Below are 26,959 nucleotides of genomic sequence, written 5' to 3'. Positions count from 1 at the left end.
TCTGTTCCCCAATGAACGGCGACGCTTGTTGCCAATCCGCTCCTCCAGGAGACGATCCAGAAGCCAATGACCTACGCCGTACCCGAAATACGATCCGCCGGCCGGCCGCGAAAGAAGCGGCTGACGCATGCGGCCATCGAGCCCTGGCTTTATCTTTCGCCGGCGATCGTTCTGCTGGTCGTGGTGCTGTTGGTGCCGCTGATCATCGGCATCAGCTATTCGTTCCGGAAGTTCTCCGCCTTCAAATCCGAATATGTCGGTCTAGGCCAGTATCAGGCGATGCTGACCGACCAGGTGCTGGGGCAGGCGCTGGTCAACACGCTGTGGTGGACCGTCGCCAGCCTGTTCTTCCAGTTCTTCCTCGGCCTGGGTCTGGCGTTGCTGCTCGACAAACCGTTTGTCGGGCGCAAGTTCGTGCAGGCGGTGGTGTTCCTGCCCTGGGCGGTGCCATCTTTCCTGTCGGGCCTGACCTGGGCGTGGCTGTTCAATCCGATCATCGGACCACTGCCGCATTGGCTCTTCACGCTCGGGCTGAAGGCCGAGCCTACCAATGTGCTGTCCGATCCGGCGACCGCCATGTGGGGGCCGATCATCGCCAACATCTGGTTCGGCATTCCGTTCTTCGCCATCACGCTGCTGGCGGCGCTGAAGTCGATCCCGTCGGAACTGCATGAGGCGGCCGCAATCGACGGCGCTTCGCCTTGGCAGCGCTTCACCAAGGTGACGCTGCCGTTCCTGGCGCCGACCATCGTCATCACCGTCATGCTGCGTACGATCTGGATCGCGACCTTCGCCGATCTGATCTTCGTCATGACCGAGGGCGGGCCGGCCGGCTCGACCAGCACGGTGCCGGTCTACATCTATGTCAGCGCCTTCAAGTCGCTGGACAAGGGCTATGCCTCCGCGGTGGCGGTGCTGCTACTGGTACTGCTCATCGCCTATGCGATCGCGCTGATCGCCATCCGCCGCTTGCTGGTGAGGCACGTCTGATGATTGCCGGACGCTCCACCTCCTCGCGCATCTTCAGCGGCGTCGGCCTCTACGCGGCGATTGCCGCCTATATGATCTTCGCCCTGTTCCCGATCTTCTGGACGCTGAAGATTTCGGTGACGCCGGAGCGGCTGCTCTATTCCGAGGGCATCACGCTGTGGCCGTCGCAGACGACCTTCCGCAACTTCATCACTGTCCTGGAAGCCTCTGACTTCCCCCGCTATTTCCTCAACAGCGTCATCGTCTCGGTGTCGACCGCGGCGCTCGTCACGGTCATCGCCACCCTCGCCGGCTACGCCATGTCGCGCTTCACCTTTCGCGGCAAGGCGACACTGGCGATCATGCTTTTGCTCACGCAAACCTTTCCGCTGGTGATGGTCATTCCGCCGATCTACCGCGTCATGGGCGAGCTTGGCCTGACCAACAGCCTGGTCGGTCTGATCATCATCTACACGGCCTTCAACACCGCCTTCGCCACCTTCCTGATGCAGTCCTTCTTCGACGGCATTCCGAAGGATCTGGAGGAAGCGGCGATGATCGACGGCTGCACGCGGGCGCAGGCGATGCGCAAGGTGATCGTGCCGCTGACCTTGCCCGGCATGGGCGCCACGCTCGGCTTCGTCTTCACCGCCGCCTGGAGCGAATTGCTGTTCGCGCTGATGCTCATTTCCAGCGACGACCAGAAGACGTTTGCCGTCGGCCTGCTCACCTATATCGGCAAGTTCGCCGTCGACTGGGGGCAGATGATGGCGGCGTCGATCCTGGCGCTGATCCCGGTCTGCATCTTCTTCGCCTTCCTGCAACGCTATCTCGTCACCGGCCTCACCGCCGGCGCGGTCAAAGGATAATCGATGGCTTCCGTCACGCTGCAAAACGTCGAGAAGGACTACGGTTCGCTGCGCATCCTGCACGGCGTCGACCTCGAGATCGCCGATGGCGAGTTCGTCGTGCTGGTCGGCCAGTCCGGCTGTGGCAAGTCGACCCTTTTGCGCATGATTGCCGGGCTGGAGGAGGTGTCGGGCGGCGAGATCCATATCGGCGATCGGCTGGTCAACGATGTCGCGCCGAAGGACCGCGATATTGCCATGGTGTTCCAGTCCTACGCGCTCTATCCGCACATGGATGTGTCGTCGAATATGGGCTTCAGCCTGCTGTTGAAGAAGGCGGAGAAGACGAGGATCGACGGCAGGGTAGGGGCGGCAGCAAAGCGGCTCGGCCTCGACAATTTTCTCGGCCGTCTGCCCAGGCAACTGTCCGGCGGCCAACGCCAGCGCGTCGCCATGGGCCGGGCCATCGTGCGTGATCCCAAAGTGTTCCTGTTCGACGAACCGCTCAGCAATCTCGACGCCAAATTGCGCGTGCATATGCGCGCCGAGATCAAGGCGCTGCACCAGCAGCTCAAGACCACATCGGTCTATGTCACCCACGACCAGATCGAAGCCATGACTATGGCCGACCGCATCGTCGTCATGCATGACGGTTACGTCCAGCAGGTCGGCCATCCGCTCGAACTCTACGATCGGCCGATCAACACCTTCGTCGCCGGCTTCATCGGCTCGCCCGGCATGAACTTTTTTCCGGCGACAGTGGCCAAGGGCGGCAAGGTGGACGCGGTGCTGGCCGACGGCCAGAAGCTGAGATTGCCTGATGGCTTGCCATTGAAGGATGGCGATGTGCTCACCGTCGGGCTACGGCCGGAGCACATCCAGCTTGCCGACGATGGTCCGCTCAGGGCAGAGGTCGAGGTGGTCGAGCCGCTCGGCCTGTCGACGCAGTTCTATGTCCGGCTCGCCAACCAGCTGGTTTGTGTCTTCGTCATGGGACGCAGCACTATCCGGCCTGGCGATAAGGTGCGGCTGTCTGCCGATCCGGCGGCGCTGCATCTGTTCGATCCCGCAAGCGGCAACCGCATCGGGTAATCCTATCGAAGGCTGCCCAGGCTGGCATACATGCCGGTGGTGCGGAACTGCGTCGGGTTGATGCCGTAGAGCCGGCGGAAGACTTTCGAGAAATAGTTGGCGTCCTCGAAGCCGCACAGGATGGCGACCTCCTTGACCGGCAGGAAATCGGCTTTGGTTAGCAGCTTCGCCGCCCGCTGCAGCCGCTGCTGCAGCACGAACTCGGCCGGCGGAACGCCTTCGCTCTCGGCGAAGCAGCGCGAGAAATGGGCGCGGCTGAGGCCGCTGATCTGGACGAGCTCGGCCACGGGCAAGGGCTTGTCGAGATTGGCGTTGATATGATCGATGACCGGCTGCATGACGCTCTGTTTCTCAGTGAAGGCGTGCGAGCCGAAGACATCGTCGTAAAGCGCCATCGCCGCCTCATAGGCGATTGCCGAAGCAGCGCCCGGCGAAGCGCCGGCCTTGATCAGGCGCAGGCTGCAATCGGCGAGATGATCGATCGTCTCCGGCTGCAGCCGAAACACCGGGCCGGAGACGCTGAGTATGGATTTGTGGACGCGCAGCGCCTCCTCGCCATTCATCGAGATCCAGAAATATTCCCAGCGGTCGCCCTTCTCCAGCCAGTAGCGATGGTTGTGTGGCACCAGCACCAGCAGCGTGTCGTTGGCCTGCAGGCGGTAGTTGCGGTTCTCGTAGCGCAGCTGGCCGGTGCCGCTGATCGTGTGCTGCAGCACGGTGAACGGTGTCTGGCCGCGCTTGCGCCCATCCCAGTCATAGGTCACGCCCTCGCGTACTTCATAGCCGGTGCTGGTTGGCATGGCATGCAGGCGCTGGCGGCCGCGCGGCAGCGAGATGGTTCGCATCAACTGTCCGTTGGCGATCAGATCATGCAGCACAAAATTACCCTCGAAAGCATAATCGTTCTCTGGCCGCGCCTTGGAATAACGGCATAATCCAAATCCTGAGAACGCGAAAGACCCGCGGTCGAGGAGCGGGCGGGGAGGAGAACGAGCCGGAATTCCGGCTCGAATGGCATGCGCGCCGAGGCGAGCCGCCATTCCCTTTCCTGTTGCTCCTTACCCGGCATTCGAATGCATCGAGGTGAGGTAATGAGTTTCAAAATCGCTATTATCGGCGCCGGCAGCGTCGGCTTCACCAAGAAGCTGTTCACCGATATTTTGTGCGTCCCGGAATTCAGCGACATCGAATTCGCGCTGACCGATCTCAGCGAACACAATCTGCAAATGATCAAGGCGATCCTCGACCGCATCGTCGAGGCCAACAAGCTGCCGACCAGGGTGACGGCGACGACCGACCGCCGCAAGGCGCTGGAAGGCGCGCGCTACGTCATCAGCTGCGTGCGGGTCGGCGGGCTCGAAGCCTATGCCGACGATATCCGCATTCCCTTGAAATACGGCATCGACCAGTGCGTCGGTGACACGATTTGCGCCGGGGGCATCCTCTACGGCCAGCGCAACATCCCGGTCATCCTCGACTTCTGCAAGGATATATTGGAGGTCGCCGAGCCAGGCGCCAAATTCCTCAACTATGCCAACCCGATGGCGATGAACACCTGGGCGGCGATCGAATATGGCAAGGTCGATACGGTCGGCCTCTGCCACGGTGTCCAGCACGGCGCCGAACAGATCGCCGAAGTGCTCGGCGCCAAGTCGCACAGCGAACTCGATTATGTCTGCTCCGGTATCAACCACCAGACCTGGTTCATCGATTTGCGGCTCAACGGCCGCAAGATCGGCAAGGACGAACTGGTGGCTGCCTTCGAGGCGCATCCGGTCTATTCGCAGCAGGAAAAGCTGCGCATCGACGTGCTGAAGCGCTTCGGCGTCTACTCCACCGAAAGCAACGGTCATCTCTCCGAATATCTGCCCTGGTATCGCAAGCGGCCGGACGAAATCACCCGCTGGATCGACATGTCCGATTGGATCCATGGCGAGACCGGCGGCTATCTTCGCTACTCAACGGAAACCCGCAACTGGTTCGAGACGGAATATCCGCAATTCCTCGAAGCGGCGTCGAAGCCGCTCGACGTATCGAAGCGCTCGAACGAACATGCCAGCCATATTCTCGAAGCGCTGGAGACGAACCGCGTCTATCGCGGCCACTTCAACGTCAAGAACACCGGCATCATCACCAATCTGCCGCAGGACGCGATCATCGAATCGCCCGGCTTCGTCGATCGCTTCGGCATCAACATGGCGTCAGGCATCACGCTGCCGGAAGCCTGCGCGGCCACCTGCATGGCTTCGATCAACGTCCAGCGCATGTCGGTGCATGCGGCTGTTACGGGCGACATTGACCTGCTCAAGCTCGCGGTGCTGCACGATCCGCTGGTGGGTGCGGTGTCGACGCCGGAAGAGGTCTGGCAGATGGTCGACGAGATGGTCGTCGCCCAGGCGCGTTGGCTGCCGCAATACGCCGATGCCGTGCCGGCCGCCATGGAGCGGCTTTCGAAATCGATGGTGAAAACCCGCGACTGGGCGGGTGCGGCGCGGCGCAAAGTGCGCTCGATCGAGGAACTGCGCGCCGAAAAAACGGCCCTGAAACAGGCCGGCTGAGAATGCTGGCAGGCGGACAGCGGGAGGCCGGTTCGCCAATCAGCCATCATGAATAGATGCGGGCAGCAGCAGACGTCGAAACATCTGGGAGGAACACAATGAGGAACTTTCGTGGAATTGGCATTCTCGCCGGTCGAAGAATTGGAATTCTCGCCGGGCGAAGAATGGGGATTCTCGCCGGGCGAAGAATTGGCATTCTCGCCGGGCTGGCGCTGAGCGTCTCGGCATCGGCGCTTGGCAGTGCATACGCGTCCGAGCCGACCACGCCGCCGGCGCCGGCGGCGTTTCCCGCCGAGGGCAAGATCAAATACGTCGCCCGCGATTCCATCCTGGAGTTCAAGGCGCTGCCCGAATATCACGAGCCCGACTGGGTCACCGAGAAATACGTCAAGACGGGCAAGCTGCCGCCGGTCAAGGATCGCCTGCCGAAGGAGCCGCTGATGTTCAAGACCGGCAACATGCCGGACGGCATCGGCGTTTATGGCGACACCATGCGCCACGTCATTGGCGGCCGGCCGGAAGGCTGGAATTATGGCGCCGGCCAGACGCAAGGATGGGGCGGCATCGACATCGGCCTTTCGGAATGCCTGACGCGCACCGCGCCTTTGTTCCAGGTCGAGGCCAAGGACACCGAGCCGCTGCCCAACCTCGCCAGGAGCTGGGACTGGTCGAAGGATGGCCACACGCTGACGATGCACCTGGTCGAAGGCGCCAAATGGTCGGACGGCGTTGCCTTCAATGCCGACGATGTCATGTTCTACTGGGACGACGAGGTCGTCGATCCCAATGTCTCGCCGTTGAACGGCGCCACAGCGGAAACCTTCGGTGTCGGCACGACGCTGAAGAAGGTCGACGACTACACCGTCGAGTGGACCTTCAAGGACGCTTTCCCCAAACAGTATCTCTACGCCATGGCCTACGGCACCTTCTGCCCCGGCCCGGCGCATATCCTGAAGCCGCAGCATCCGAAGTACTCGAAGAATACCTACGAGCAGTTCAAGAACGCGTTCCCGCCGGAATATATGAACATTCCGGTGATGGGTGCCTGGGTGCCGGTGGAGTATAGGCCCGACGACATCATCGTCTTGCGCCGCAACCCCTACTACTGGAAGGTCGACGAGAAGGGCAACCAGCTGCCCTATCTCAACGAACTGCACTACAAGCTGTCGACCTGGGCCGACCGCGACGTGCAGGCGGTGGCAGGGGCCGCCGACTTCTCCAACCTCGAGCAGCCGGAGAATTTCGTCGCTTCGCTGAAGCGAGCGGCGGACAAGGACGCGCCGGCCCGGCTCGCCTTTGGCCCGCGCCTGATCGGCTACAATCTGCGCATGAACTTTTCCGCCAATGGCTGGGGCAATCCCGACGAACGCGGCCAGGCGATCCGCGAGCTCAACCGCAATGAGGACTTCCGCAAGGGCATCACCATGGCGCTCGACCGCAAGGCGCTCGGCGACTCGCTGGTCAAGGGGCCGTTCACCGCCATCTACCCCGGTGGCTTTTCCTCGGGCACCAGCTTCTATGACCGCAACTCGACCGTCTACTATCCCTTCGACATCGAGGGCGCCAAGGCGGAACTGGCCAAGGCTGGTCTCAAGGATACGGATGGCGACGGCTTCGTGAACTTCCCGGCCGGGACCGCCGGCGGCAAGAACGTCGAGATCGTGATGCTGGTCAACAATGACTACGGCACCGACAAGAGCCTCGCCGAAGGCGTCGTCGGCCAGATGGAAAAGCTTGGCATCAGGGTCGTGCTCAACGGCCTCAACGGCACCCAGCGTGATGCCTCGCAATATTCCGGCCGCTTCGACTGGCTGATCAGGCGCAACGAGCAGGAGCTGACCTCCGTTGTGCAGAATACCGTGCAACTCGCGCCCGTCGGACCCAAGACCAGCTGGGATCACCGCGCGCCCGAAAGCGGCGTGGTCGACCTGATGCCGTTCGAAAAGGAGCTTGTCGACATCGTCAACAAGTTCGTCTCCTCGTCAGACAATGACGAGCGCGCCAGCCTGATGAAGACGTTCCAGAAGATCTCGACGGAGCATGTCTACAATATCGGACTGACCGAATATCCCGGCGCCCTGATCATCAACAAGCGCTTCTCCAACATCCCGCAGGGAACGCCGATCTTCATGTTCAACTGGGCCGAGGATTCGATCATGCGCGAACGCGTCTTCGTCGCCGCCGACAAGCAGCAGAAATACGAACTCTTTCCCGACCAGCTTCCCGGCAAGCCCGGCGACAAGGGTCCGACGAACTGAGTTTCCTCCCCTGGCTGACGCCCGGCCGCGCTGCGCGCGCGGCCGGGACGGAGTAAGGTCAGCGGCAACAGATTAGATCCAAGGAGGAGAAACGGTCCGATGCTGCGATTCCTGGCCATGCGCATAGCATCGGCGGTGCCGGTCATGGTCATCCTGAGCCTGGTCACCTTTGCCATCATCCAGGCGCCGCCGGGCGACTATGCCGACTATATCCGTTCGCAGCTCATCAACCAGGGCGGGGCGTCTTTTGCCGAAGCCGACGCGCAGGCGCAGGCCTATCGGGTCGAGCACGGCCTCGATAAACCGCTGCCCGTCCAGTACCTGAACTGGGTCGCCGGCATCATCACCCGCGGCGATTTCGGCTACAGCCTCTATTACAACAAGCCGGTCGCCGCCGTGGTCGGCGAGCGGCTGCCGCGCACGCTGCTGCTGGCATTGGTCTGCCATCTGCTGGCGTCGGTGCTCGGCATCACCTTCGGCATCTGGGCGGCGACCAGGCAATACACCTGGATCGACTCGGCGCTGTCGGCAATCTCCTTCCTCGGCATGACGGTGCCGCGCTTCCTGATGGCGCTGATCATCGTCTATCTCCTGGTCTTCCAGTTCAACGTGTCGGAGATCGGCAGCTTCTTCTCGCCGCAATATGGCGGCGCGCCGTGGTCGTGGGCGAAATTCGCCGACCTCGTCAAGCATGTCTGGCCGGTGGTGGCGATCGCCACCTTCGGCGGGCTCGCCTACAATATGCGCGTCATGCGCGGCAATCTGCTCGATACGCTGAACGCGCAATATGTCGAGACGGCCAAGGCCAAGGGCCTGACCGGCAGCGCCGTCGTCATGCGCCATGCCGTGCCCAACGCGCTGCACCCGCTCATCATGTATCAGGGCGTGGTGCTGCCCTACATGCTGACCGGCGAGATCGAGACGGCGATCATCTTTGCGCTGCCGACGGTCGGGCCGGCCATTGTCGGCTCGATGGCGGTCGGCGACGTCTATGTCACGGCGACCTTCATGATGGTGCTGTCGGCAACGCTGATCGTCGGCAACATCATCGCCGACATGCTGCTCGCGCTGCTCGATCCGCGCGTGCGCCAGTTCAGGGAGGGCTAGATGCTGGCGCGCGACCCATCCCCGCCGCCGCCCCCGGCTGAAGCAACCGCGATTGCGACCCCGCGCGGCAATGAGAGCTATATGGCGCTGGTCTGGCGCCGGCTGAGGCGCTCCTGGACCGGCATGGCCGGGCTGATCCTGGTGGTGCTTCTGGTGCTGATGGCGCTGTTCGCCGATTTCTTCGCGCCGATGGACCCCAAGGTGACCGATGTCGCTTTCGCCCCGCCGCAAGTGATGAGTTTTCACGACAGAGACGGGAATTTCGTGCTCCAGCCGCGGGTCTATGCGCTGGCGGATTCTGCAGACCTCGACCCGGTCACCTTCCAGCCGGTCGTCGGGCCGGATTACGAGCATCCGCGCCTGCTCGGCTTCTTCGTCAAGGGCGCCGACTACCGGCTGCTTGGCCTGATCCCCGCCAACCGGCATTTCTTCGCTTCGGCCGACGGCCAGCCGGTGCATTTTCTCGGCACCGACAAATTCGGCCGCGATGTGTTGTCGCGCGCCATCCAGGGCTCGCGCGTCTCGCTGATGATCGCGCTGACGGTGGTGTTCATCATCACCGTCATCGGCACCACGGTCGGCATGGTCTCGGGCTATTTCGGCGGCCGCTTCGACGTCTGGATGCAGCGCTTTGTCGAGTTGGTGCTCGCTTTCCCGCAATTGCCGCTTTATCTTGCGCTGACGACGCTGATCCCGGTGACCGCGCCGACCAACGTCTTCCTCGCCTTCGTCATCATCGTCATGTCGGCGCTGGGCTGGGCGCAGATGTCGCGCGAGGTGCGCGGCAAGACGCTGGCGCTGGCGCGGATCGACTATGTGCGCGCCGCCATGGCGGTCGGCGCCACCGACATGCGCATCATCATGCAACACATTTTCCCCAATGTGATGAGCCACGTCATCGTCGCCGTGACGATCGCCATCCCGACGGTGGTACTGCTCGAAGCCTTTCTCGGCTTCCTCGGCTTCGCGGTGAAGCCGCCGCTGATCTCGTGGGGGCTGATGCTGCAGGACACGGCTACCTATTCGGTCATCGGCACCTATCCGTGGATCCTGTCGCCGGTCGGCTTCGTGCTGATCACCGTCTTTGCCTTCAACGCGCTGGGCGACGGCCTGCGCGATGCCGTCGATCCTTATTGAGGTGGCCGGGATGACTGTAGCGCTCGCAGCCACCTTCGCACCAGCCGTCCGGTTCGACCATGCCGGCCGCCACGACCAACCCATCATCGATGCCCGCAACATCGAGGTCGCCTTCAAGGTCGAGCACGGCGTCGTCGACGCGGTGAAGGATGTCTCGTTCCAGCTCTATCGCGGGGAGACGATCGCCATCGTCGGCGAGTCCGGTTCCGGCAAGTCGGTGACGGCGCGCGCTGTCATGGGGCTCTTGTCAAAGCGGGCCACCGTGTCGCCGAAATCCACCATCCACTATTGCGGGCAGGACATACTGAAATTCCCCGAGAGCGCCCGGCGCAAGTTGCGCGGCAATCGCATCTCGATGATCTTCCAGGAGCCGATGAGCTCGCTCAACCCGATCTATACGGTCGGCAGTCAGATCGTCGAGGCGATCAGAGTGCATCGAAAGGTCAGCCGCAAGCAAGCCTGGGCGCGGGCGCTCGAGCTTTTGCGGCATGTCCAGATCCCCGAGCCGGAAGCGCGCATCAAACAGTATCCGCACCAGATGTCGGGCGGGCAGCGCCAGCGCGTGATGATCGCCATGGCGCTCGCCAACGACCCCGATGTGCTGATCGCCGACGAGCCAACGACAGCGCTCGACGTCACGGTGCAAGCACAGATCCTCAATTTGATCCGCAATCTGCAAAAAGAACTCAGGATGGCGGTCATCCTGATCACCCACGACCTCACCGTGGTGCGGAAATTCTCGGACTATGTCTATGTCATGCAGCATGGCGAGATGTGCGAGCACAACGTTACCGAGCGGCTGTTCGCCGACCCGCAGCATGCCTATACCAAGCGGCTGCTCGCTTCAGAGCCGCACGGCAAGCCGCAGCCGCTGCCGGAAAACAGCGGCACCATCCTCGAGGCCCGCGACATGCGCGTCTGCTTCATGCTGCGCCATGGCAGCTTCCTGAAGCCGGACTGGCGCGAACTGGTCGCCGTCAACGGTCTCGGCCTGAAGCTTTGCCGCCACGAGACGCTGGGGCTGGTCGGCGAATCCGGCTCCGGCAAGACCACCTTCGGTCTCGCCTTGCTCAAGCTCACCGAGGCCAAGCGCGGCGAGGTCAGCTTCGACGGCCAGCCAATCCACGGCCTGTCGCGCGCCGAGATGCGGCCGCTGCGCTCGCGCATGCAGGTCGTTTTTCAGGATCCGTTCTCGTCGCTCAATCCGCGCATGACGATCGGCCAGATCATCGAGGAAGGGCTGGTCGTCAACAGGATCGGCGCGACACGGCGCGAGCGGGTCGATCGGGTGCGCGACGCCCTGGTCAGCGCCGGCATGCCCGGCGATATCCTGTCACGGTTCCCGCACGAATTTTCCGGCGGCCAGCGGCAGCGCATCGCCATTGCCCGGGCCATCGCACTGGAGCCCGAATTCATCCTGCTCGACGAACCGACATCGGCGCTCGACCTCTCGGTGCAGGCGCAGATCATCGACTTGTTGCGCAAGCTGCAGGACGAACGCGGCCTTAGTTATCTCTTCATTTCGCACGACCTCAAGGTCGTGCGCGCGCTCTGCCACCGTGTCATCGTCATGCAGAACGGCAAGATCGTCGAACAGGGACCCGTCGACGAGGTCCTCACCCATCCCAAGACCGCCTACACCGAACGGCTCGTCAGGGCCGCCTTCGACGTGGCGTAGCAAAGTGCCGGAGGCTTAATAGTGGCAAGACATCCCAGGATCACCTTCATTGGCGCGGGTTCGACCGTGTTCATGAAGAACATTGTCGGCGACGTGCTGCAGCGGCCATCGCTGTCAGGCGCGACGATCGCGCTGATGGACATCAATCCGCAGCGGCTGGAAGAGAGCGCCATCGTCGTCAACAAGCTGATCGCGACGCTGGGCGTGAAGGCGAAGGCCGAGACCTATTCCGATCAACGCAAGGCGCTCGCCGGTGCCGACTTCGTCGTCGTCGCCTTCCAGATCGGCGGCTTTGAGCCCTGCACCGTCACCGATTTCGAGGTGCCGAAGAAATACGGCCTGCGCCAGACCATTGCCGACACACTCGGCGTCGGCGGCATCATGCGCGGCCTCCGGACCGTGCCGCATCTGTGGAAGATCTGCGAGGACATGCTGGCCGTCTGCCCCGACGCGATCATGCTGCAATATGTCAACCCGATGGCGATCAACACCTGGGCGATCTCAGAGAAATACCCTGAGATCAAACAGGTAGGCCTCTGCCACTCGGTGCAGGGCACGGCGATGGAACTGGCGCACGATCTCGACATTCCCTACGAAGAGATACGCTACCGCTCGGCCGGCATCAACCACATGGCCTTCTACCTGAAGTTCGAGCACCGGCAGCCGGATGGCTCTTACCACAACCTCTATCCGGACCTGGTCCGCGCCTATCGCGAAGGCAGGGCGCCGAAGCCGGGCTGGAACCCGCGCTGCCCCAACAAGGTGCGCTACGAGATGCTGACGCGGCTCGGCTATTTCGTCACCGAAAGCTCCGAGCATTTCGCCGAATACACGCCCTATTTCATCAAGGAAGGCCGCCCCGACCTGATCGACAAGTTCGGCATTCCGCTCGACGAATATCCCAAGCGCTGCATCGAACAGATCGAGCGCTGGAAGGGCCAGGCCGAGGCCTATCGCTCGGCCGACCGCATCGAGGTCGAGCAATCGAAGGAATACGCGTCCTCGATCATGAACTCGGTGTGGACCGGGGAGCCTTCGGTGATCTACGGCAATGTCCGCAACAATGGCTGCATCACCTCGCTGCCGGACAATTGCGCCGCCGAGGTGCCGTGTCTGGTGGACGCCTCCGGCATCCAGCCGACCTATATTGGCGAACTGCCGCCGCAACTCACCGCGTTGATACGCACCAACATCAATGTGCAGGAACTGACGGTGCAGGCGTTGATGACCGAAAACCGCGAGCACATCTACCACGCGGCGATGATGGACCCGCATACGGCGGCCGAACTCGATCTCGACCAGATCTGGGCGCTGGTCGATGAGTTGCTGGCGGCGCATGGCGACTGGCTGCCGACCTGGGCGCGTGTGAGCGCCAAGGTCCGGGCCGCCTGAGCGCTGCTGCGGCGGTATCTACTCCACCGTCAGGCCTCCGGTGGCGCCGGCAACCGGTGGCGCAGTTCCTCGACCAGCACGCGCTCGTTCTCCGAATAGTCGATCGGAACGACGACGAGATGGACGCCACCGCCGGCAAAAGCCTGTTCAAGCGTCGATTGTATTTCTGAGACGGCGCCGACCCTGGTTCCCTTGGCGCCATAGGCCTCGGCATATCTGACGAAATCCGGATTGCCGAAGGTCATGCCGAAATCGGGGAACTGGTCGACCGCCTGCTTCCAGCGGATCATGCCGAAAGCATTGTCCTCGATGATCAGCACGACGAGGTTAAGTTTCAGCCTGACGGCGGTTTCCAGTTCCTGGCTGTTCATCATGAAGCCGCCGTCGCCGCAGATCGCCATGACGCGGCGGCCGGGATAGAGCATCGCGGCCGTCATCGCCGAGGGCAGGCCGGCGCCCATCGTGGCCAGGGCGTTGTCGAGCAGCAAAGTGTTGGCGACGCGCGTGCGGTAATTGCGCGCAAACCAGATCTTGTACATGCCGTTGTCGAGCGCCAGGATGCCATCGGCCGGCATCACCGCGCGCACATCGTGCACCAAGCGCTGCGGCGTGAAACGGTCTTCGGTGGCGCGGGTGGCAATGCGGCTCAAAATCCCTTCGCGCAATGGCAGCAACGCTTGCGCGTTGGGGATCTTGCCCTCGATCCGGTCGGCAAGCAGCCTGAGCGAAGCGCCGATGTCGCCGACCACTTCGGTCTGCGGGAAATAGACCTGCTCGACATTGGCCGGCTGGTAACCGACATGGATCACCTTCGGTCCCTTGTCGCCCATAATGAAGGGCGGCTTCTCGATCGTGTCGTGGCCGATGGTGATGATGAGGTCGGCCTGTTCTATCGCCTCATGCACATAGTCGCGCTCGGAGAGAGCGGCGGTGCCCATGTAGAGTTCGGTGCCGCCGGGCACGGTGCCCTTGCCCATCTGGGTGGTGAAATAGGGGATGCCGGTTCTGATCACGAACTGGGCGAGGTCGGAGGTCGAGCGCGGCCGCGATGCGGCGGCGCCCAGCATCGCCAGCGGACGTTGCGCCTTGATGATCATCTCAGCGGCACGGTCGAGCGCCAGCGGGCTGGCCAGCGGAAGCTCGACCGGATGCGGCGGGATCAGCGCGACATCGTCGCACTCCTCGGCCGCGATGTCTTCGGGCAGTTCCAGATGCACCGGCCCCGGACGCTCCTCCTCGGCAATCCGAAACGCTTCGCGCACCACGGCGGGAATGGTCTTCGCCGAGATGATCTGACGTGACAGCTTGGTCAACGGCTTCATCGCGGCGACGATGTCGACGATCTGGAAGCGGGCCTGGCGCGACGAGCGGATGCCCTTCTGCCCGGTGATCATGATCATCGGCATGGCGCCGAGCAGCGCATAGGCGGCACCCGTCGTCAGGTTCAGGGCGCCGGGTCCCAGCGTGGTGATGCACACACCTGGCTTGCCGGTGAGCCTGCCATGGGTGGCGGCCATGAACGCCGCCGCCTGCTCATGACGGGTGAGGATGAGCTGGATCGAGGATTTGCGGATGGATTCGACGACGTCCAGGTTTTCTTCGCCGGGAATGCCGAAGATGCGATCGACGCCCTCATTCTCGAGGGCGGCAACAAGCAGGTCAGAACCTTTGGGCACGAAGCATCTCCTGGGCAAAGCGGCGGCGAACCGCGTCGGGATATGATCAGACATAGTGCTGGCAAAGTCCTACCGCGAGGCCCGGCCGCCGCCAATATCGCTCTGCCTTACAGATCCTTCCGTTTCCTGAATTGGCCGGGCGAGACGCCGGCGTGGCGCCTGAAGGCGGTGGAGAAGGCGGCTTCCGAGCTGTAGCCGACCGCCTCGGCGACTTGGCCCAGGCTCTTGCCCTCGTGCAGCAGCCGGCTGGCCTGCCGCATGCGGCAGCCGAAGAGATAGGCCATGGGCGCTTCGCCGACGAGATCGCGAAAGCGGGCGGCAAAGGTTGCCCTGGAGAGCCCGACCGCGCGTGCCAGGGTCTCGATCGTCCAGTCGTGGCCATAGGCTTCATGCAGGGTGGCGAGCGCTCTGGCGATCGCGGGGTCCTGCAATCCCCTCAGCCAACCTGGATTGTCCATGCTTTCCAGACCGGAGCGCAAGGCGCGCGTGACGATGGCCCCAGACAGGCGAGCCATGACCACGTCGCTGCCGGGACCTTCGTCGGTCGCTTCCACCAGCAAGGCCTCGACATAGCCACGCAGCCATTTGGGCAGACGGCCATTCGATCCCCGGATGTGAACGATGCGCGGCAGGCCGGCAAGTGCCGGATGGTCGGCGTCGCGAAAGGCGAAGGCGCCGCACAGGATGACGGTCTTTTCGCCTTCGCCGCCGCTGCGAATACGCCCGGCTGCGGTTTGGGTCGCCAGTTCGGCGGCGGAGACGTTCGCGCTTTTGAGCGCGCCGGGCGACCGCAGCACATGCGGATCGGCGCGCGGTGCAATGATCAGGTCGCCGGCATCGAGAGGCTCGACATCTTCCTCACCGAACACCGCCTCGCATCGCCCCTTGATGACGACGTGAATGCCGCGAAGCCCAGCCTGGCTGAACGAGATCGCCCAGGGAGCGGCCAGTTCGAGGCGCCGGTACCCGGCGGCTGCGAAGTGCAATTCGCGCATGAGGGTAGCCAGGAGATCCACGCTTCGCTCCAGAAACAGACGATCGATAAATCAATCCAGACGCTGTCGAATAGCGCGCCGGCCTTACTGGACCTAGCTATGCCCGACAGGCCGCTTGTCGGCGATAACGAAACTCAGGAGTTATTCATGCCGCCAATCGAGCTTTTTGTCGCGCAGCTTTGTCCCTATGCGCACCGTGTCAGGCTCGCCCTTGCCGAGAAAGGCCTGCAGGCGACGGAAATCGAAATCGATCTGCGCAACAAGCCGGCGTGGTTCCTGAAACTCACGCCGACGGGAAAGGTGCCGCTGCTGCGCCATCAGGGGCAATATGTCAGGGAGTCGGCGATCATCTGCGAATATCTCGATGATGCATTCCCCGAACGGCCGATTTTCCCCAGGGATGCTCAGGCCCGCGCTGAGGCGCGCAAGGCCCAGCTTGCCGACGATCTGCGCTTTGTGGAACAGCATGCCTTCGCCCTGCGAGGGGCGGACGAACGGTTTTTGCTGGGCTCGGAATTCAGCGCCGCCGACATCGCCTTCTATCCCTGGTTCGAACAGCTGTGCGTGCTTGAGAAATATCTGGGCTTCGTCATGCCGACCGAATGCGAGCGCCTGCTGCGGTGGCAGGAAACGGTTGCCGCCAGGGAGGCGGTGCGGACCTGCGCAAGGTCGCCCGGCTTCTACCTGGAATCCTATGGCCCGCTTCTCGCGGCCTGAGACGAGCGGGCAAACGGAAAAAAATTCCTCACTATGGTGCTGCAAGGTCAGTCATTTGCTTCTTGCGGCAGGCGCAAGCCTGTAAATATGCGGTATGAAACCCCGCCGCGAGAGGTGAGAGAAACATGCCCAATCCAACCGTCGTCGGGTTTTCCGGCAATTTCACCAGGCCGTCCAAGACGCGTGGTTTTGTCGACCAGGTTGTCAGGGATATTGCGCGCCAGCATGGCCTGTCGGCGAGCACCTATGACATCGAAGACCTCGGCCCGTCGCTCGGCGCTGCCAAATGGGCGCGCGATCTCGACGGCCAGGCCCGGGCAGTCTTCGACAGGGTCGTCAATGCCGATGTGCTGGTGGTGGGGTCACCGACCTACAAGGGCAGCTACACCGGCCTGTTCAAGCACTTCTTCGACCTCTTCGATCCCGCTTCCTTGCGCGGCAAGCCGGTGGTGCTGCTTGCCACCGGCGGCAACGATCGCCACGCGTTGATCGTCGAGCACCAGTTGCGGCCGTTGTTCGGCTTCTTCGAGGCGCTGACGCTGCCGACAGGGGTCTATGCCACGGACAAGGACTTTTCCGACGGCGTGCTGCGGGCCGAACCCATCCTGAAGCGCGTCGATCAGGTTGTCGGCGAGGTCGGGCTGGTGCTGGCCAATCGCTCGGCAGCCGGCGTTGCTGCCGGATAGAGCGAGGCGGGCAGACCGCCTCCGGCTTTGCTCGGGAGTGAATAAAAAGGCCCGCCACCGACGCGAATCGTGACGAGCCTCCTTGGAGTAGGCCAGGCCTCCCACAGCCCGATTGCTTTCAAAATCAATACCCCGCCGGCTACGCCTGGGGGGTATCGATAGTAGGATCTGGATCGAATGGGAGCGATCCGGCTGAAAAACGCCAATGCCGGAAGGTTCCCGGTCATCCTGAGCGGCGATGACAAAGGGGTTTTGGCCAACTGCGAAATCCATCTCAGGCGGATTTCTCGCGACAACTAGTTCCTGTCCGCCGGCTTCGAACGCATCCTTGACACCGTCTCGCGCTCGGCGCGCTTGGAGCGCAGAGGCGGCAGGCCGCGGTCGATCAGGTCCATGTCTTCCAGAACCATGTCGCCCATGCGCTTGAAGGCGATGTCAAGCGCACCGGCGCGGTGGGCGGAGCGCAGGAAGCCGGGGATCGTGCGGACCGGATGTTCCTGCGCCAGCGGCTCTTCAGGGAAGACATCGCTGGCGGCGACGATGTGGCCGCTTTTCACCGCCGCCATCAGGGCAGGGAAGTCGACGACGCCGGCGCGGCTGAGCAGGATGAAGGCGGCGCCCTTGCGCATACTTGTAAAGGCCTCAGCGCCGAGGAAACCCTGGTTCTCCGAGGTCACCGAAGCGACGACGAAGACGAAATCGCTTGATGTCAGCACCTCGTCCAGCGAAGCCGGCTTCACGCCATTGTCGATCAGGATCGACGGCGGCAGCCAAGGGTCGAAGACCTTGGTGCGGGTGCGAAAACCCGACAGCAGTCGGTTGAGCGCACGGCCGAGATCGCCGAAGCCGATGATGCCGACATCGGCGCCGGACAGAAGCCGCGCCGTCAAATTGCCGTCACCGCCCCACAGCTCCTCGCCTTTGCGGAAGGCGAGGTCGGCATCGACGATGTTGCGGGCGAGGTTGAGTGCCATGGCGAGGCCAAGCTCGGCCACCGGCTCGGCGAAGACGAGGCCGGTGGTGACGACATGGATGCCGCGCGCAAACAGCGTTTCATAGGGCATGTTGTTGATGAGGTTGGTCTCGACATTGAAGACGCAACGCAGCGCCTGCATCTGGTCCAAGGTCTCGGGCGAGATCGGCGGTTGGCCGATAATATAGCGGGCTTCGGCCAGCACGTCGGCGGGCAAGTTCGCCACGCCCTCGGCCGTCGTCTCGACGACGCGGCAATGCGCCTTGAGGCGCGCCAGCTGCGGTGGGGTGAAGATCAGGTCGAGCGTGCGTGGTTCCGGCGCGCTGATGACCAGCGGCAGGGCCTTGTTTGGCATGACGATTCCTCCCCGGCGCGATCCGTATCGCGTATTTTGCTTTGCACTTGCGGTAGTCCCAAAACCGCTTGCCGCCGTCCGGCGGCATGTGCTTGAGGGGTAAAATACCCACGATTAAACGATTTACAACTCCGGGAGGGGCCGCCGATCGCGCGACTCGAGCCTTGCCGGGTTTTGATGCGGGAATCCGTTGGCTCGCCAGGCAACGGCCCTGAGGGCTCCTTCCCTTCTCCCCCCTGTGGGAGAAGGTGCAGTCAAAACGGATAGTGCTGCCCCGGATCCTCGATGGTTAGCCAGCGCAGGTCGGTGAACTCGGCGATCGAGGCCTTGCCGCCGAAGCGGCCGTAGCCTGAACCCTTGACGCCGCCGAACGGCATTTGCGCCTCGTCGCCGACGGTCGGGCCGTTGATGTGGCAGATACCGGCTTCGATGCGCGCGGCGACCGTCATGGCACGGCGGATGTCGCGGCTGAACACGGCTGAGGACAGGCCGTATTCGGTGTCGTTGGCGACACGTACCGCTTCGTCCTCGCCCTCAACGCGGATCACGGGCTTGACCGGGCCGAAGGATTCTTCCGAATAGACGCGCATCGCGGGCGTCACGTGGTCGAGCAATGTCGCCTCGACCACGGTTCCGGTGCGCTTGCCGCCGGCCACAAGCCTGGCGCCCTTGGCGACGGCGTCGGCAACCAGTTCTTCCATCTTGTCGGCGGCCTGGCTGCTGATCAGCGAACCGAGCACGACATGGCCGCGCGGGTCGCCGGCCGGCAGCTGCGCCGCGCGGACGGCGAGCTTGGCGACGAATTCGTCGGCGACCTTTTCATCGACGACCAGACGCTCGGTCGACATGCAGATCTGGCCCTGATGCATGTAGGCGCCGAAGGTCGCCGCATTGACCGCGGCGTCGATGTCGGCATCGTCCAGCACGACCAGCGGCGCCTTGCCGCCAAGTTCGAGCAGCGCTGGCTTCAAGTGACGGCCGGCGAGTTCGGCAATGATCCTGCCGACCTTCGTCGAGCCGGTGAAGTTGACGCGTCTGACTGCTGGGTGCGCGACCAGTGTTTCGACGATTGCCGCTGCGTCCTTGGGGTCATTGGTGACGACATTGATGACGCCCTTGGGCAGGCCGGCCTCGACCAGCACCTGGCCGATCAGCCGGTGTGTGCCTGGGCACATTTCCGAAGCTTTCAGCACAACCGTGTTGCCGCAGGCGATCGGCATGGCGATGGCACGGGTTCCGAGGATGACCGGTGCATTCCACGGCGCGATTCCGAGGCAGACGCCGGCCGGCTGGCGGATCGCCATGGCCAGCGTGCCGGGCTTGTCGGAGGGAATGACCTCGCCCGAAATCTGCGTCGTCATGGCGGCTGCCTCGCGCAGCATTTTGGCGGCGAGCATGACGTTGAAGCCGGCCCAGGGGTCGGTCGCGCCGGTTTCTTCCATCATCAATTTGGTGAATTCGCCGACCTTGGAGTCCATGACATCGGCCGCCTTGGACAGCAAAGCACGGCGCTCGCCCGGGCCGGTCTTCGACCACGTCTTGAAAGCGGCAGCAGCGGCTTCGACCGCGGCATTGGCGTCGGCGATGCTGGCTGCGGCAGCGCGGGTCGCCAGCTTGCCGGTGAACGGGTCCATGCGCTCGTAAGAGGCTGAGCCGGAGGCATCCCTTTTGTCGCCGTCGATCAGAAGTCCGATGTCCATTGTTCTCTCCCTCGCTCGCCGTGGAGCGTCTTTTCTATCTATTATCGACCACGATCTGATCCGAACACCGGCTCCCACTTTTCGGGATCATGGTCTAGAAGCCGAGCACCTCGGCATTGATCGATGCTTCAAGCCCACCGTCAACCGGCACATTGACGCCGTTGACCCAGCGTGCGCCGTCCGAGCACAGGAACAGCACGACAGGCGCGATGTCGCCCGAGGTTCCGGCGCGCCCGACCCTGGCGATGTCGCTGTCCACGCGGGCGTCACCCAGCACATTGCGGAACTGTTTGAGGATCGGCGTCTCGACCGGGCCGGGGCTCACTGCATTGACGCGGATGCCGCGGCTCCTGAACAGATCCTGATGTGCGGCGCGCTGCGTCCACAACAGCAGCAGCTCCTTGGAAACGGGATAGCCTTCCTCGTTCTTCACCTGATGGTCGGCGATCATCTTCGCCACATCGGGAAAGCCTTCGATGCCGACCATCGATGCCGCGCGGTTGAGATTGGCGCGCCAGCCATAGCCGGCGATCGAGGCGACGTTGACTACGGTGCCGCCTTCACGAAGTCTTGGTGCGAGGCCTTCCGAGAGCGCGCGCAGGCCGTAGAAGTTGACGGCCAGTGTCGACACCGCACCGGTGTTGCCGGGGAGGCCGGCGACATTGCAGAGCGCATCGATGCGCTGCGGCAGGCGCCCGAGGAGATCGTCGACGCCGGCCTTGGATGAGATGTCAGCCTTGACGAAACTGCCGGCCGATGCTGCCGGTTCACGCATATCGACGCCGATCACGTCAGCGCCCAGTTGGCCGGCAAGTTCGGCCGTGCGAGCGCCGATACCAGAGGCGACACCGGTGATGAGGATGGTCTTGCCGAACAGCATGGTCACGCCTTTTCACTATGCGTTGCGGCCTGTTGCGGCGAAGGCGTCGCGTCACTATCGCCGGCGTTTGCCGGCAGCCTGACCCGGTAGCCGACCGGTAGCAGGCGCAGGCCAAAGCGCTCCTCCAGCGTTCCCCACACGCCGCGCGGCAGGAACAGCGAGAACAGCACCGCCGTGGCGCCGAGGCCGATCAGATACCAGACGCCGGTGCCGCCGAACCAGGTCTCGATGAGGAAGAACAGCAGCGCACCCAGAATGGCGCCCTCGAAGGTGCCGATGCCGCCGACCAGCACCATGAAGATCATGTAGGCGGTCCACTGGACGTTGAAGTAGGTTTTCGGCTGGAAGGTGATCGACGTGGCCAACCACAGCGCGCCGGCCATGCCGATGCCGAAGGCGGCGAGCACGAAGAGCAGCCGCTTGGTTCCGGTGACGCGCACGCCGACCGATGCCGCGGCCTCCTCATTGTCCCTGATGGCGCGGATGGCCGCACCCGTGCTGCCGCGCAGCAGGCTAAACAGGGTGGCGAGCAGCGCCGTCATCGCGGCCAGCGCCAGCCAGTAGATCGTCGCCCGCCTGGAACCGGCGTCATAGACGTTGAGCGAGATCAGCGACGTCCCGGTCTCGCCTTGCACCAGCCGGTCGAGATTGACCAGGAGATGGGTGAGCGCCGCGATCACCCACATGCCGATGGCGAACTCGCCGTTCCTGAGCCGCAGCATGAACAGCGACATCGGCCAGGAGATCGCGCCGACAATGATCGCGGAGACGAACAGCGAAGCGAACGGGTTGAGGCCGGCATCGGCCAGGCGGATGGTGAAATAGGCGCCGAGGCCGAAGAACACTTGCTGTCCCACCGAAACCAGCCCGCCGAAGCCGGCCAACGCGTTCCACATCGCTGCCAGGATCACATAGATGAACAAGGCGGTCACGCGGTCGACGGCGCCGGCCGACAGGAAATGCGGCGCGACGCCAAGTAGCGCGATGATGACGACGACCGCAATCGCCGAGATGCGCGAGGCGGAGGTGCCGCGCTCGATAGCGGGGGCGTTTAAAACCGCGCTCATGATGCTTTCCTCGCGGGCAGGCGCAGCAGGCCGCGCAGGCCGAGGCCGGAGGTGGAGAGCCGGATGAACAGCACGATCAGGAAGGCGACATGGCCGCCGATCAGAAAACCTTGCGGATGGATCTGCGCGCCGAGCGTCTGGGCGAGCGCCAGAACGATGCCGCCGACCAGCGTGCCCCATAGCGAACCGGCGCCGCCGATCACGGCCGCCTCGAAAGCGAACAGCAATTGAGGTGCGCCGGTATAGGGATCGAAGGTGGCGCGCATGCCGAGGAAGGCACCGGCAAGACCGACCGTGACCATGGCGATGGCGGCCGCGAGGGCGTTGGCGCGGCGCGCATCGACGCCGACGAGACCGGCCGTGTCGGGATCTTCCGACGTGGCGCGGATCGAGCGGCCAAGCCTGGTGTTGGTAAGGAACAGCTGCAGTCCGCCAAGCAATATGACGGCGGCGGCGAACATGATCACGGCAAGCTTGCCGACATAGATGCTGCCCGGCCATTCCCAGGAATCGTAGGAGAGGCTGCCGATATAGGGCGCCAGCGAACGTGTGTCGGCGCCGAACTGCTCGAATAGCGCATTGTCGATGACGATGGCGAGGCCGAACGTGGTCAGGATCGGCAGCAGCGCGCCTCCACGGGCGCTGCGCTCGAGTAGGAAGCGTTGCAGCGCCCAGCCGATGGCCGCCATCAGCGGCAGCACGATGAGCAGGCCGACGAAGGGCGAGATATGGAATTGCGAGGCGAGCCACCACAGCGCGTAGGCGGAAAACACGGCCAGGCTGCCATGCGCGAGGTTGATTATGCGCATCACCGAAAACATGAAGGAGAGGCCGCAGGCGATCAGCGCGTAGTAGCCGCCGAGCAGGATGCCCTGGACGATCTGGTTGCTCATGCCGGCACACTCCCGGCGCTTTTTCTGTGCAGACCGAAATAGGCTTTCGTCACTTCATCGCGGGACATGCCCTTGCTCGGGCCTTCCAGCGCGACGCGTCCTTCGAGCATGCAGATGACCTTGTCCGAGACCGAGAGCGCGCGATTGAGGTCCTGTTCGACCAGGATGATCGTCGTGCCGGAGCTGATCAGGCCTTGCAGCGAAGCGTATACGCGATCGACCACCAGCGGCGACAGGCCGAGCGAGACCTCGTCGAGCAGCAGCAGTTCGGGATTGCTCATCAAAGCGCGGCCGATGGCGGTGGCCTGCTGCTCGCCACCGGAGAGATGCCCGATCTTGGCATGGCGGCGCGGCTTCAGATTGGGGAACGTGTCGAGCACTCGTTCCACGCTCCAGTCGCCGGGACGGCCGGCGGTCTTGCCAAGCAGGAGGTTCTCCTCGACCCTCATTTGCACGAACAGTTTTCGCCCTTCCGGCACCAGCGCGACGCCCATGCCGACGCGCTTGTGCGAGGGAACGCCGGTGATATCGGCGCCATTCAGCAGCACGCGGCCGGCCGTCGGCTGGTGCGCGCCGGCGATCGCCCGCAGCAGGGTCGTCTTGCCGGCGCCGTTGGCGCCGACCAGCGCCAGCGTTTCACCCCGCTCGATCGAGAAGTTCACGCCGCGCACCGCCTGCAACAGGCCGTGGTGGACGACCAGATTCGCGATTGCGAGCAGGCTCATTTCGGGCCTCCGCCGAGATAGGCCCGCACGACTTCGGGGTCGGCCATCACCGCTTGCGGCTCGCCGTCGGCGATGATCTTGCCGGCGTCCATGCAGATCAGCCGCTCGGCCACCTGCAGCAGGATGTGGACGATGTGCTCGATCCAGACGATGCCGATCTTGCGCCGACGCAATTCCTTGATGGTATCGACAAGTTCGCTCGCCTCGCCATCGGTCAGGCCGCCGCCGATCTCGTCGAGCAGAAGCAGCATCGGCCTTGCCGCGAGCGCGCGGGCAAGTTCTAGCCGCTTGCGGTCGAGCAGGCCGAGCGTTTCGGCGCGCCGGTTGGCCACGCCCATCATGCCGCACAGTTTCAGCGACGCCAGCGCCTCTTCATAGGCCTCGTCGCGGGCGAGACCGGCGCCATGCGACGCGGCAACAAAAACGTTCTCGAACGTGGTCATGCCGCTGAACGGCTTGGGCACCTGGTGCGTGCGCACCAGGCCGAGACGACAGCGCGCTGTAGCCGGCATCGCGGTCACATCGCCACCCTTGAAGGCGACCGTGCCGGCGCTCGGCGGGAAGGCGCCTGACAAGATGCTGAGCAGTGTCGTCTTGCCGGCGCCGTTCGGGCCGACGATGCCGACGGCCTCATCGGCATTCATGGCGAAGTCGACATCGTCGAGCACCACCAGCGCGCCGAAGCGTTTCTGGATGCCGGCAGCGTGGAGGATCGCGGCGTTTGCTGAACCGTTCACGATGCGATCCCCGTAACCGACCGTCAGCTGTTATACGGCTGGAGCTTGGCCTCGACCGGAACCTTCGGGTCGGTGGCGTTCTCGGTCACGACGTAGTCGAGCGGGAATTTGCCGCCTTCCTTGGCCGCCACCCATTGGGTGCCGATGATCGGGCCGGGAGAGACATTGGCGACCGGGCCGCTGGTGAAGTCGACCTTGCCGATCATGGTCTCGGTGTTGAGCGTGCTCAGCGCCTTGGCGACGGCCGCCTTGTCCTTGGCGTCGGTGCTTGCCTTCAGCGCCTCGAAGCCGGCGTCGAGCAGCGACATCGAGGCGCCGAGCTGCTGCGTCCACTGCTTGCCGCTGGCGGCCTCATAACCGTCGGCCAGTTCGATTCCCGAAACGCCGGTCAGCGGCGACTTGTAGGGAAAGGCCTTGTGCCAGTAAGCGGCGCTCGAAATCTTGTTGCCGAGATCGCCCAGCGCCTCGATGTCGGACGGGAACAATCCGGTCTTGGCGACCTGGCAGATCTTGATCTGCTTGATCAGGCCTTGCTGTGCAGCCTGACGCCAGAAGGCGGCGAAGTCCGGCGGGATCGGGAAGGAGTTGAAGATCTCGACGCCTTCCTGCTTGAACAGCGCGATCTGCGAGGAATAGTCGGTGGTGCCGGTCTCGTAGGCGCCGGGATCGACGATGGTGAAACCCTGCTTTGCCAGCAACGGCGCCAGATGGGTGCGGATGGCATTGCCGTCTGCGTCGTTGGGATACATGACGCCGACCTTCTTGTTGGTCTCGATCAGGTTCCATTGCGAGATGTAGGTCCGGAAGAACTCGTCGACGCCGAAGCCGAAATGATAGGTCCATTTGAACGGCGAGGGTTCGCCGGGCTTGGCGCCGCGGCCGAAATACCAGGCCTCCCACGGCATGACGGTGGAGAGGCAAGGCACGCCGGCGGCTTCGCAGGCGTCGGCGACCGGGTTGATCACCTCCGGCGTCGACACCGCCAGCATCAGGTCGACGGCCTGGTTGTTGATGAGGTCCTTGGCGAGCTGGCCGGCGCGCGACGGGTCGGATTGCGTGTCCTGGTCGATGATCTCGACACTGTATTTCTTGCCGCCGATGTCGAGGCCGTTGGCGAGCGCCTTGCGGGCGAGATCGAGCACATAGCCGTCGGTCTGGCCGAAGCCGGCGAGCGGCCCGGTGCGCGGGCTGACAAAGCCGACCTTCAGCGTGTCGGCGGCCTGCGCGAATGCCTGGCCGCGGCTGAGCGCAAGTGCCGCGCCGCCGGCGAGCGATGTGGCGATGAACTGGCGCCGCGAGACGCCGGATTTGCTTGAGGTCATGCTGGTATTCCTCCCTTTCCTGACGGCACCTGGAGGTCACCGCCGGCCTGCTCAAAATCGATGCCGCCCGTTCTTAAGATCGGAGATCGCCCCGGCAGGCCTTGAGGCGGCAGCGGAACGCCGCCAATGCCGATAACGGCACGATTTCGATCCTCCCATCGTCACAGTGCCCTAGGTGTTTGGTTTGGTAAAATGATATTTTGCGGTGTTTCGTTAACCAACAGGTTATGGAAATACGGCTGAAGGCCCGCTCTGCGCCAGATTGGCGAAAGGTGCTCAGGCGTTCTGGCTGGCCGCCTCGCGAATGGTCTGCAGCAGGATGGTGAAGGCCGGCGAAGGCGCAGTGTCGGTCCGCATCGTCAGGCCGACCGGCCCTTTGGTTTCCTCGGTGTTGACGGGCAAGGCGACGAAGGCGCCGCTGGAGAGTTCGTTGGCGACGACGCCTGTCGATATGATCCAGACCGCATTGCTTTGGCGCAGGAAGGCACGGCCGAAGGAATCCGAGACAGTCTCGATCTCGGTCGCAGGCGCCGTCATGCCGTTGGTGATGAACAGGCGGTCGACGAACGGGCGGATGACCGACTCCCGCGTCGGCATCAGCACCGGGAATTCATCGAGCCGGGCGAAGATGTCCTGGCCCGGCTGCAGCAGCGGATGGCCGGCCCTCACCACGAACAGCACCGGTTCGGAATAGAGATGCTCGAAGAAGAAGCCGGTCATGTTTTCCGGCGCCGCAAGCCGGCCGACGACGAGATCGAGCGCACCGACGCGCAACTGTTCCAGCAGGACCGCGTTCTCGCCGGTGACGATCTTGATCGCAGCACCGGTATTTTCACTCAGGAACAGGCTTATGGCGCGTGGCATCACCTTGGCCGACACTGTCGGGAGCGCGCCGATGCGGATCGGATGCCGGTTGATGGCGCCGTCCTGGCGGACGGAATCGACGCCGCGCTTCAGTGCCGTGATCGCCGTGCCGGCATGGCCGAGAAAGATTTCGCCAAGCCGCGTCACCCTGATGCCGCGGCCGTCGCGTTCGACGACAGCGATGCCAAGCGCCTCCTCCAGTTCGCGCAACGTCTTGGTCACGGCCGGTGGGCTGACATGGAGAAAGTCGGCCGCCCTCGCCACGCTGCCTTGCCGCGCTACCTCAAGGAATGCCTGCAGGTGACGGAACTTTATGCGGCTTTCGGACAT

The 26,959-nt window shown here is 63.6% G+C and carries 23 protein-coding genes; 11 read left to right on the top strand and 12 right to left on the bottom strand.

What is annotated here, in order from left to right; translation table 11 throughout:
• Positions 1-66 precede the first annotated feature (66 nt).
• Genes NKH38_RS06875 through NKH38_RS06865 form a run of 3 tightly spaced genes read left to right on the top strand, consistent with a single transcriptional unit; the run spans position 67 to position 2,909 of the window.
• Positions 67-990, top strand: a complete 924-nt coding sequence (locus tag NKH38_RS06875; protein ID WP_352761843.1) for a carbohydrate ABC transporter permease — start codon at positions 67-69, stop codon at positions 988-990.
• Positions 990-1,838 (top strand): carbohydrate ABC transporter permease, encoded by an 849-nt coding sequence (locus NKH38_RS06870; RefSeq protein ID WP_023691354.1) that lies wholly within the window; start codon positions 990-992, stop codon positions 1,836-1,838. Before NKH38_RS06875 ends, NKH38_RS06870 begins: the two co-directional genes overlap by 1 nt.
• A 3-nt stretch (positions 1,839-1,841) precedes the next feature.
• Positions 1,842-2,909: an ABC transporter ATP-binding protein gene (locus NKH38_RS06865; RefSeq protein WP_352761844.1), complete on the top strand. Its 1,068-nt coding sequence runs from the start codon at positions 1,842-1,844 to the stop codon at positions 2,907-2,909.
• A 2-nt stretch (positions 2,910-2,911) separates the two neighbouring features.
• Here NKH38_RS06865 and NKH38_RS06860 read toward each other — a convergent pair whose 3' ends face one another.
• Positions 2,912-3,754 (bottom strand): AraC family ligand binding domain-containing protein, encoded by an 843-nt coding sequence (locus NKH38_RS06860; protein WP_084014369.1) that lies wholly within the window; start codon positions 3,752-3,754, stop codon positions 2,912-2,914.
• 246 nt (positions 3,755-4,000) lie between these two features.
• Between NKH38_RS06860 and NKH38_RS06855 the strand changes: the two genes are divergently transcribed.
• The 6 genes from NKH38_RS06855 to NKH38_RS06830 all read left to right on the top strand — a co-directional run bounded on the left by NKH38_RS06855 (position 4,001) and on the right by NKH38_RS06830 (position 13,039).
• Positions 4,001-5,467: an alpha-glucosidase/alpha-galactosidase gene (locus NKH38_RS06855; RefSeq protein WP_352761845.1), complete on the top strand. Its 1,467-nt coding sequence runs from the start codon at positions 4,001-4,003 to the stop codon at positions 5,465-5,467.
• 164 nt (positions 5,468-5,631) lie between these two features.
• Positions 5,632-7,725 (top strand): ABC transporter substrate-binding protein, encoded by a 2,094-nt coding sequence (locus tag NKH38_RS06850; protein ID WP_352761846.1) that lies wholly within the window; start codon positions 5,632-5,634, stop codon positions 7,723-7,725.
• Between the two features lie 99 nt (positions 7,726-7,824).
• Positions 7,825-8,832: an ABC transporter permease gene (locus NKH38_RS06845; protein ID WP_352761847.1), complete on the top strand. Its 1,008-nt coding sequence runs from the start codon at positions 7,825-7,827 to the stop codon at positions 8,830-8,832.
• Entirely contained in the window at positions 8,833-9,969 is a 1,137-nt protein-coding gene (locus NKH38_RS06840; RefSeq protein ID WP_023687914.1) for an ABC transporter permease, read from the top strand. It abuts the gene before it with no gap.
• A gap of 10 nt (positions 9,970-9,979) precedes the next feature.
• Positions 9,980-11,647, top strand: a complete 1,668-nt coding sequence (locus NKH38_RS06835; RefSeq protein WP_352761848.1) for an ABC transporter ATP-binding protein — start codon at positions 9,980-9,982, stop codon at positions 11,645-11,647.
• A gap of 21 nt (positions 11,648-11,668) precedes the next feature.
• A complete protein-coding gene (locus NKH38_RS06830) occupies positions 11,669-13,039 on the top strand; it encodes an alpha-glucosidase/alpha-galactosidase (protein ID WP_352761849.1) in 1,371 nt (456 codons plus the stop codon).
• Positions 13,040-13,068: 29 nt separating this feature from the next.
• Here NKH38_RS06830 and NKH38_RS06825 read toward each other — a convergent pair whose 3' ends face one another.
• Positions 13,069-14,715, bottom strand: a complete 1,647-nt coding sequence (locus NKH38_RS06825) for an acetolactate synthase large subunit (protein WP_023696249.1) — start codon at positions 14,713-14,715, stop codon at positions 13,069-13,071.
• 107 nt (positions 14,716-14,822) lie between these two features.
• Positions 14,823-15,710, bottom strand: coding sequence for an AraC family transcriptional regulator (locus tag NKH38_RS06820; protein ID WP_023687918.1), 888 nt, complete (start codon positions 15,708-15,710; stop codon positions 14,823-14,825).
• A gap of 99 nt (positions 15,711-15,809) precedes the next feature.
• Here NKH38_RS06820 and NKH38_RS06815 point away from each other — a divergent pair, with 99 nt between their 5' ends.
• Entirely contained in the window at positions 15,810-16,427 is a 618-nt protein-coding gene (locus NKH38_RS06815; protein ID WP_352904336.1) for a glutathione S-transferase family protein, read from the top strand.
• A gap of 125 nt (positions 16,428-16,552) precedes the next feature.
• Positions 16,553-17,113 carry an FMN reductase gene (gene msuE / locus NKH38_RS06810; protein WP_352761851.1) on the top strand — a complete coding sequence of 187 codons (561 nt, stop codon included), beginning with the start codon at positions 16,553-16,555 and terminating at the stop codon, positions 17,111-17,113.
• Between the two features lie 296 nt (positions 17,114-17,409).
• Here the strand turns inward: msuE and NKH38_RS06805 are convergent, their stop codons facing one another.
• The 9 genes from NKH38_RS06805 to pcaQ all read right to left on the bottom strand — a co-directional run bounded on the left by NKH38_RS06805 (position 17,410) and on the right by pcaQ (position 26,959).
• Complete coding sequence (locus NKH38_RS06805) at positions 17,410-18,441, bottom strand: hydroxyacid dehydrogenase (RefSeq protein WP_352761852.1); 1,032 nt, start codon at positions 18,439-18,441, stop codon at positions 17,410-17,412.
• A 254-nt stretch (positions 18,442-18,695) separates the two neighbouring features.
• A complete protein-coding gene (locus NKH38_RS06800) occupies positions 18,696-20,141 on the bottom strand; it encodes an aldehyde dehydrogenase (RefSeq protein WP_352761853.1) in 1,446 nt (481 codons plus the stop codon).
• Positions 20,142-20,235: 94 nt separating this feature from the next.
• Positions 20,236-21,021, bottom strand: coding sequence for a coniferyl-alcohol dehydrogenase (locus NKH38_RS06795; protein WP_027050689.1), 786 nt, complete (start codon positions 21,019-21,021; stop codon positions 20,236-20,238).
• A 2-nt stretch (positions 21,022-21,023) separates the two neighbouring features.
• Complete coding sequence (locus tag NKH38_RS06790; protein WP_352761854.1) at positions 21,024-22,088, bottom strand: branched-chain amino acid ABC transporter permease; 1,065 nt, start codon at positions 22,086-22,088, stop codon at positions 21,024-21,026.
• Complete coding sequence (locus NKH38_RS06785) at positions 22,085-22,981, bottom strand: branched-chain amino acid ABC transporter permease (protein ID WP_023729446.1); 897 nt, start codon at positions 22,979-22,981, stop codon at positions 22,085-22,087. Before NKH38_RS06785 ends, NKH38_RS06790 begins: the two co-directional genes overlap by 4 nt.
• Positions 22,978-23,706, bottom strand: coding sequence for an ABC transporter ATP-binding protein (locus tag NKH38_RS06780; protein WP_352761855.1), 729 nt, complete (start codon positions 23,704-23,706; stop codon positions 22,978-22,980). The genes NKH38_RS06785 and NKH38_RS06780 overlap by 4 nt, the downstream gene beginning before the upstream one ends.
• On the bottom strand, positions 23,703-24,377 hold the full coding sequence (locus NKH38_RS06775; RefSeq protein WP_502896600.1) for an ABC transporter ATP-binding protein: 675 nt from the start codon (positions 24,375-24,377) through the stop codon (positions 23,703-23,705). Before NKH38_RS06775 ends, NKH38_RS06780 begins: the two co-directional genes overlap by 4 nt.
• Before the next feature lie 89 nt (positions 24,378-24,466).
• Positions 24,467-25,765, bottom strand: a complete 1,299-nt coding sequence (locus tag NKH38_RS06770; protein ID WP_023691338.1) for an ABC transporter substrate-binding protein — start codon at positions 25,763-25,765, stop codon at positions 24,467-24,469.
• A gap of 276 nt (positions 25,766-26,041) precedes the next feature.
• Positions 26,042-26,959: a pca operon transcription factor PcaQ gene (pcaQ, locus tag NKH38_RS06765; protein ID WP_352761856.1), complete on the bottom strand. Its 918-nt coding sequence runs from the start codon at positions 26,957-26,959 to the stop codon at positions 26,042-26,044.

Origin of the sequence: Mesorhizobium sp. M1078 (genome assembly GCF_040318615.1) — a bacterium.
GTDB lineage: Bacteria > Pseudomonadota > Alphaproteobacteria > Rhizobiales > Rhizobiaceae > Mesorhizobium.
The sequence above is the reverse complement of the archived record's forward strand: the minus strand, read 5'-3'. Positions and strand labels throughout refer to the sequence as shown.

Bases quoted from the DNA above. Each gene is read 5' to 3' on its own strand.
- NKH38_RS06780 (WP_352761855.1), bottom strand. From the start codon at position 23,706: ATGAGCCTGCTCGCAATCGCGAATCTGGTCGTCCACCACGGCCTGTTG.
- NKH38_RS06815 (WP_352904336.1), top strand. From the start codon at position 15,810: ATGCCCGACAGGCCGCTTGTCGGCGATAACGAAACTCAGGAGTTATTC.
- NKH38_RS06835 (WP_352761848.1), top strand. From the start codon at position 9,980: ATGACTGTAGCGCTCGCAGCCACCTTCGCACCAGCCGTCCGGTTCGAC.
- NKH38_RS06870 (WP_023691354.1), top strand. From the start codon at position 990: ATGATTGCCGGACGCTCCACCTCCTCGCGCATCTTCAGCGGCGTCGGC.
- NKH38_RS06845 (WP_352761847.1), top strand. From the start codon at position 7,825: ATGCTGCGATTCCTGGCCATGCGCATAGCATCGGCGGTGCCGGTCATG.
- NKH38_RS06840 (WP_023687914.1), top strand. From the start codon at position 8,833: ATGCTGGCGCGCGACCCATCCCCGCCGCCGCCCCCGGCTGAAGCAACC.
- msuE (WP_352761851.1), top strand. From the start codon at position 16,553: ATGCCCAATCCAACCGTCGTCGGGTTTTCCGGCAATTTCACCAGGCCG.
- NKH38_RS06850 (WP_352761846.1), top strand. From the start codon at position 5,632: ATGGGGATTCTCGCCGGGCGAAGAATTGGCATTCTCGCCGGGCTGGCG.
- NKH38_RS06860 (WP_084014369.1), bottom strand. From the start codon at position 3,754: ATGCGAACCATCTCGCTGCCGCGCGGCCGCCAGCGCCTGCATGCCATG.
- NKH38_RS06865 (WP_352761844.1), top strand. From the start codon at position 1,842: ATGGCTTCCGTCACGCTGCAAAACGTCGAGAAGGACTACGGTTCGCTG.
- NKH38_RS06790 (WP_352761854.1), bottom strand. From the start codon at position 22,088: ATGAGCGCGGTTTTAAACGCCCCCGCTATCGAGCGCGGCACCTCCGCC.
- NKH38_RS06770 (WP_023691338.1), bottom strand. From the start codon at position 25,765: ATGACCTCAAGCAAATCCGGCGTCTCGCGGCGCCAGTTCATCGCCACA.
- NKH38_RS06785 (WP_023729446.1), bottom strand. From the start codon at position 22,981: ATGAGCAACCAGATCGTCCAGGGCATCCTGCTCGGCGGCTACTACGCG.
- NKH38_RS06805 (WP_352761852.1), bottom strand. From the start codon at position 18,441: ATGCCAAACAAGGCCCTGCCGCTGGTCATCAGCGCGCCGGAACCACGC.
- NKH38_RS06800 (WP_352761853.1), bottom strand. From the start codon at position 20,141: ATGGACATCGGACTTCTGATCGACGGCGACAAAAGGGATGCCTCCGGC.
- NKH38_RS06855 (WP_352761845.1), top strand. From the start codon at position 4,001: ATGAGTTTCAAAATCGCTATTATCGGCGCCGGCAGCGTCGGCTTCACC.
- NKH38_RS06820 (WP_023687918.1), bottom strand. From the start codon at position 15,710: ATGCGCGAATTGCACTTCGCAGCCGCCGGGTACCGGCGCCTCGAACTG.
- pcaQ (WP_352761856.1), bottom strand. From the start codon at position 26,959: ATGTCCGAAAGCCGCATAAAGTTCCGTCACCTGCAGGCATTCCTTGAG.
- NKH38_RS06795 (WP_027050689.1), bottom strand. From the start codon at position 21,021: ATGCTGTTCGGCAAGACCATCCTCATCACCGGTGTCGCCTCTGGTATC.
- NKH38_RS06875 (WP_352761843.1), top strand. From the start codon at position 67: ATGACCTACGCCGTACCCGAAATACGATCCGCCGGCCGGCCGCGAAAG.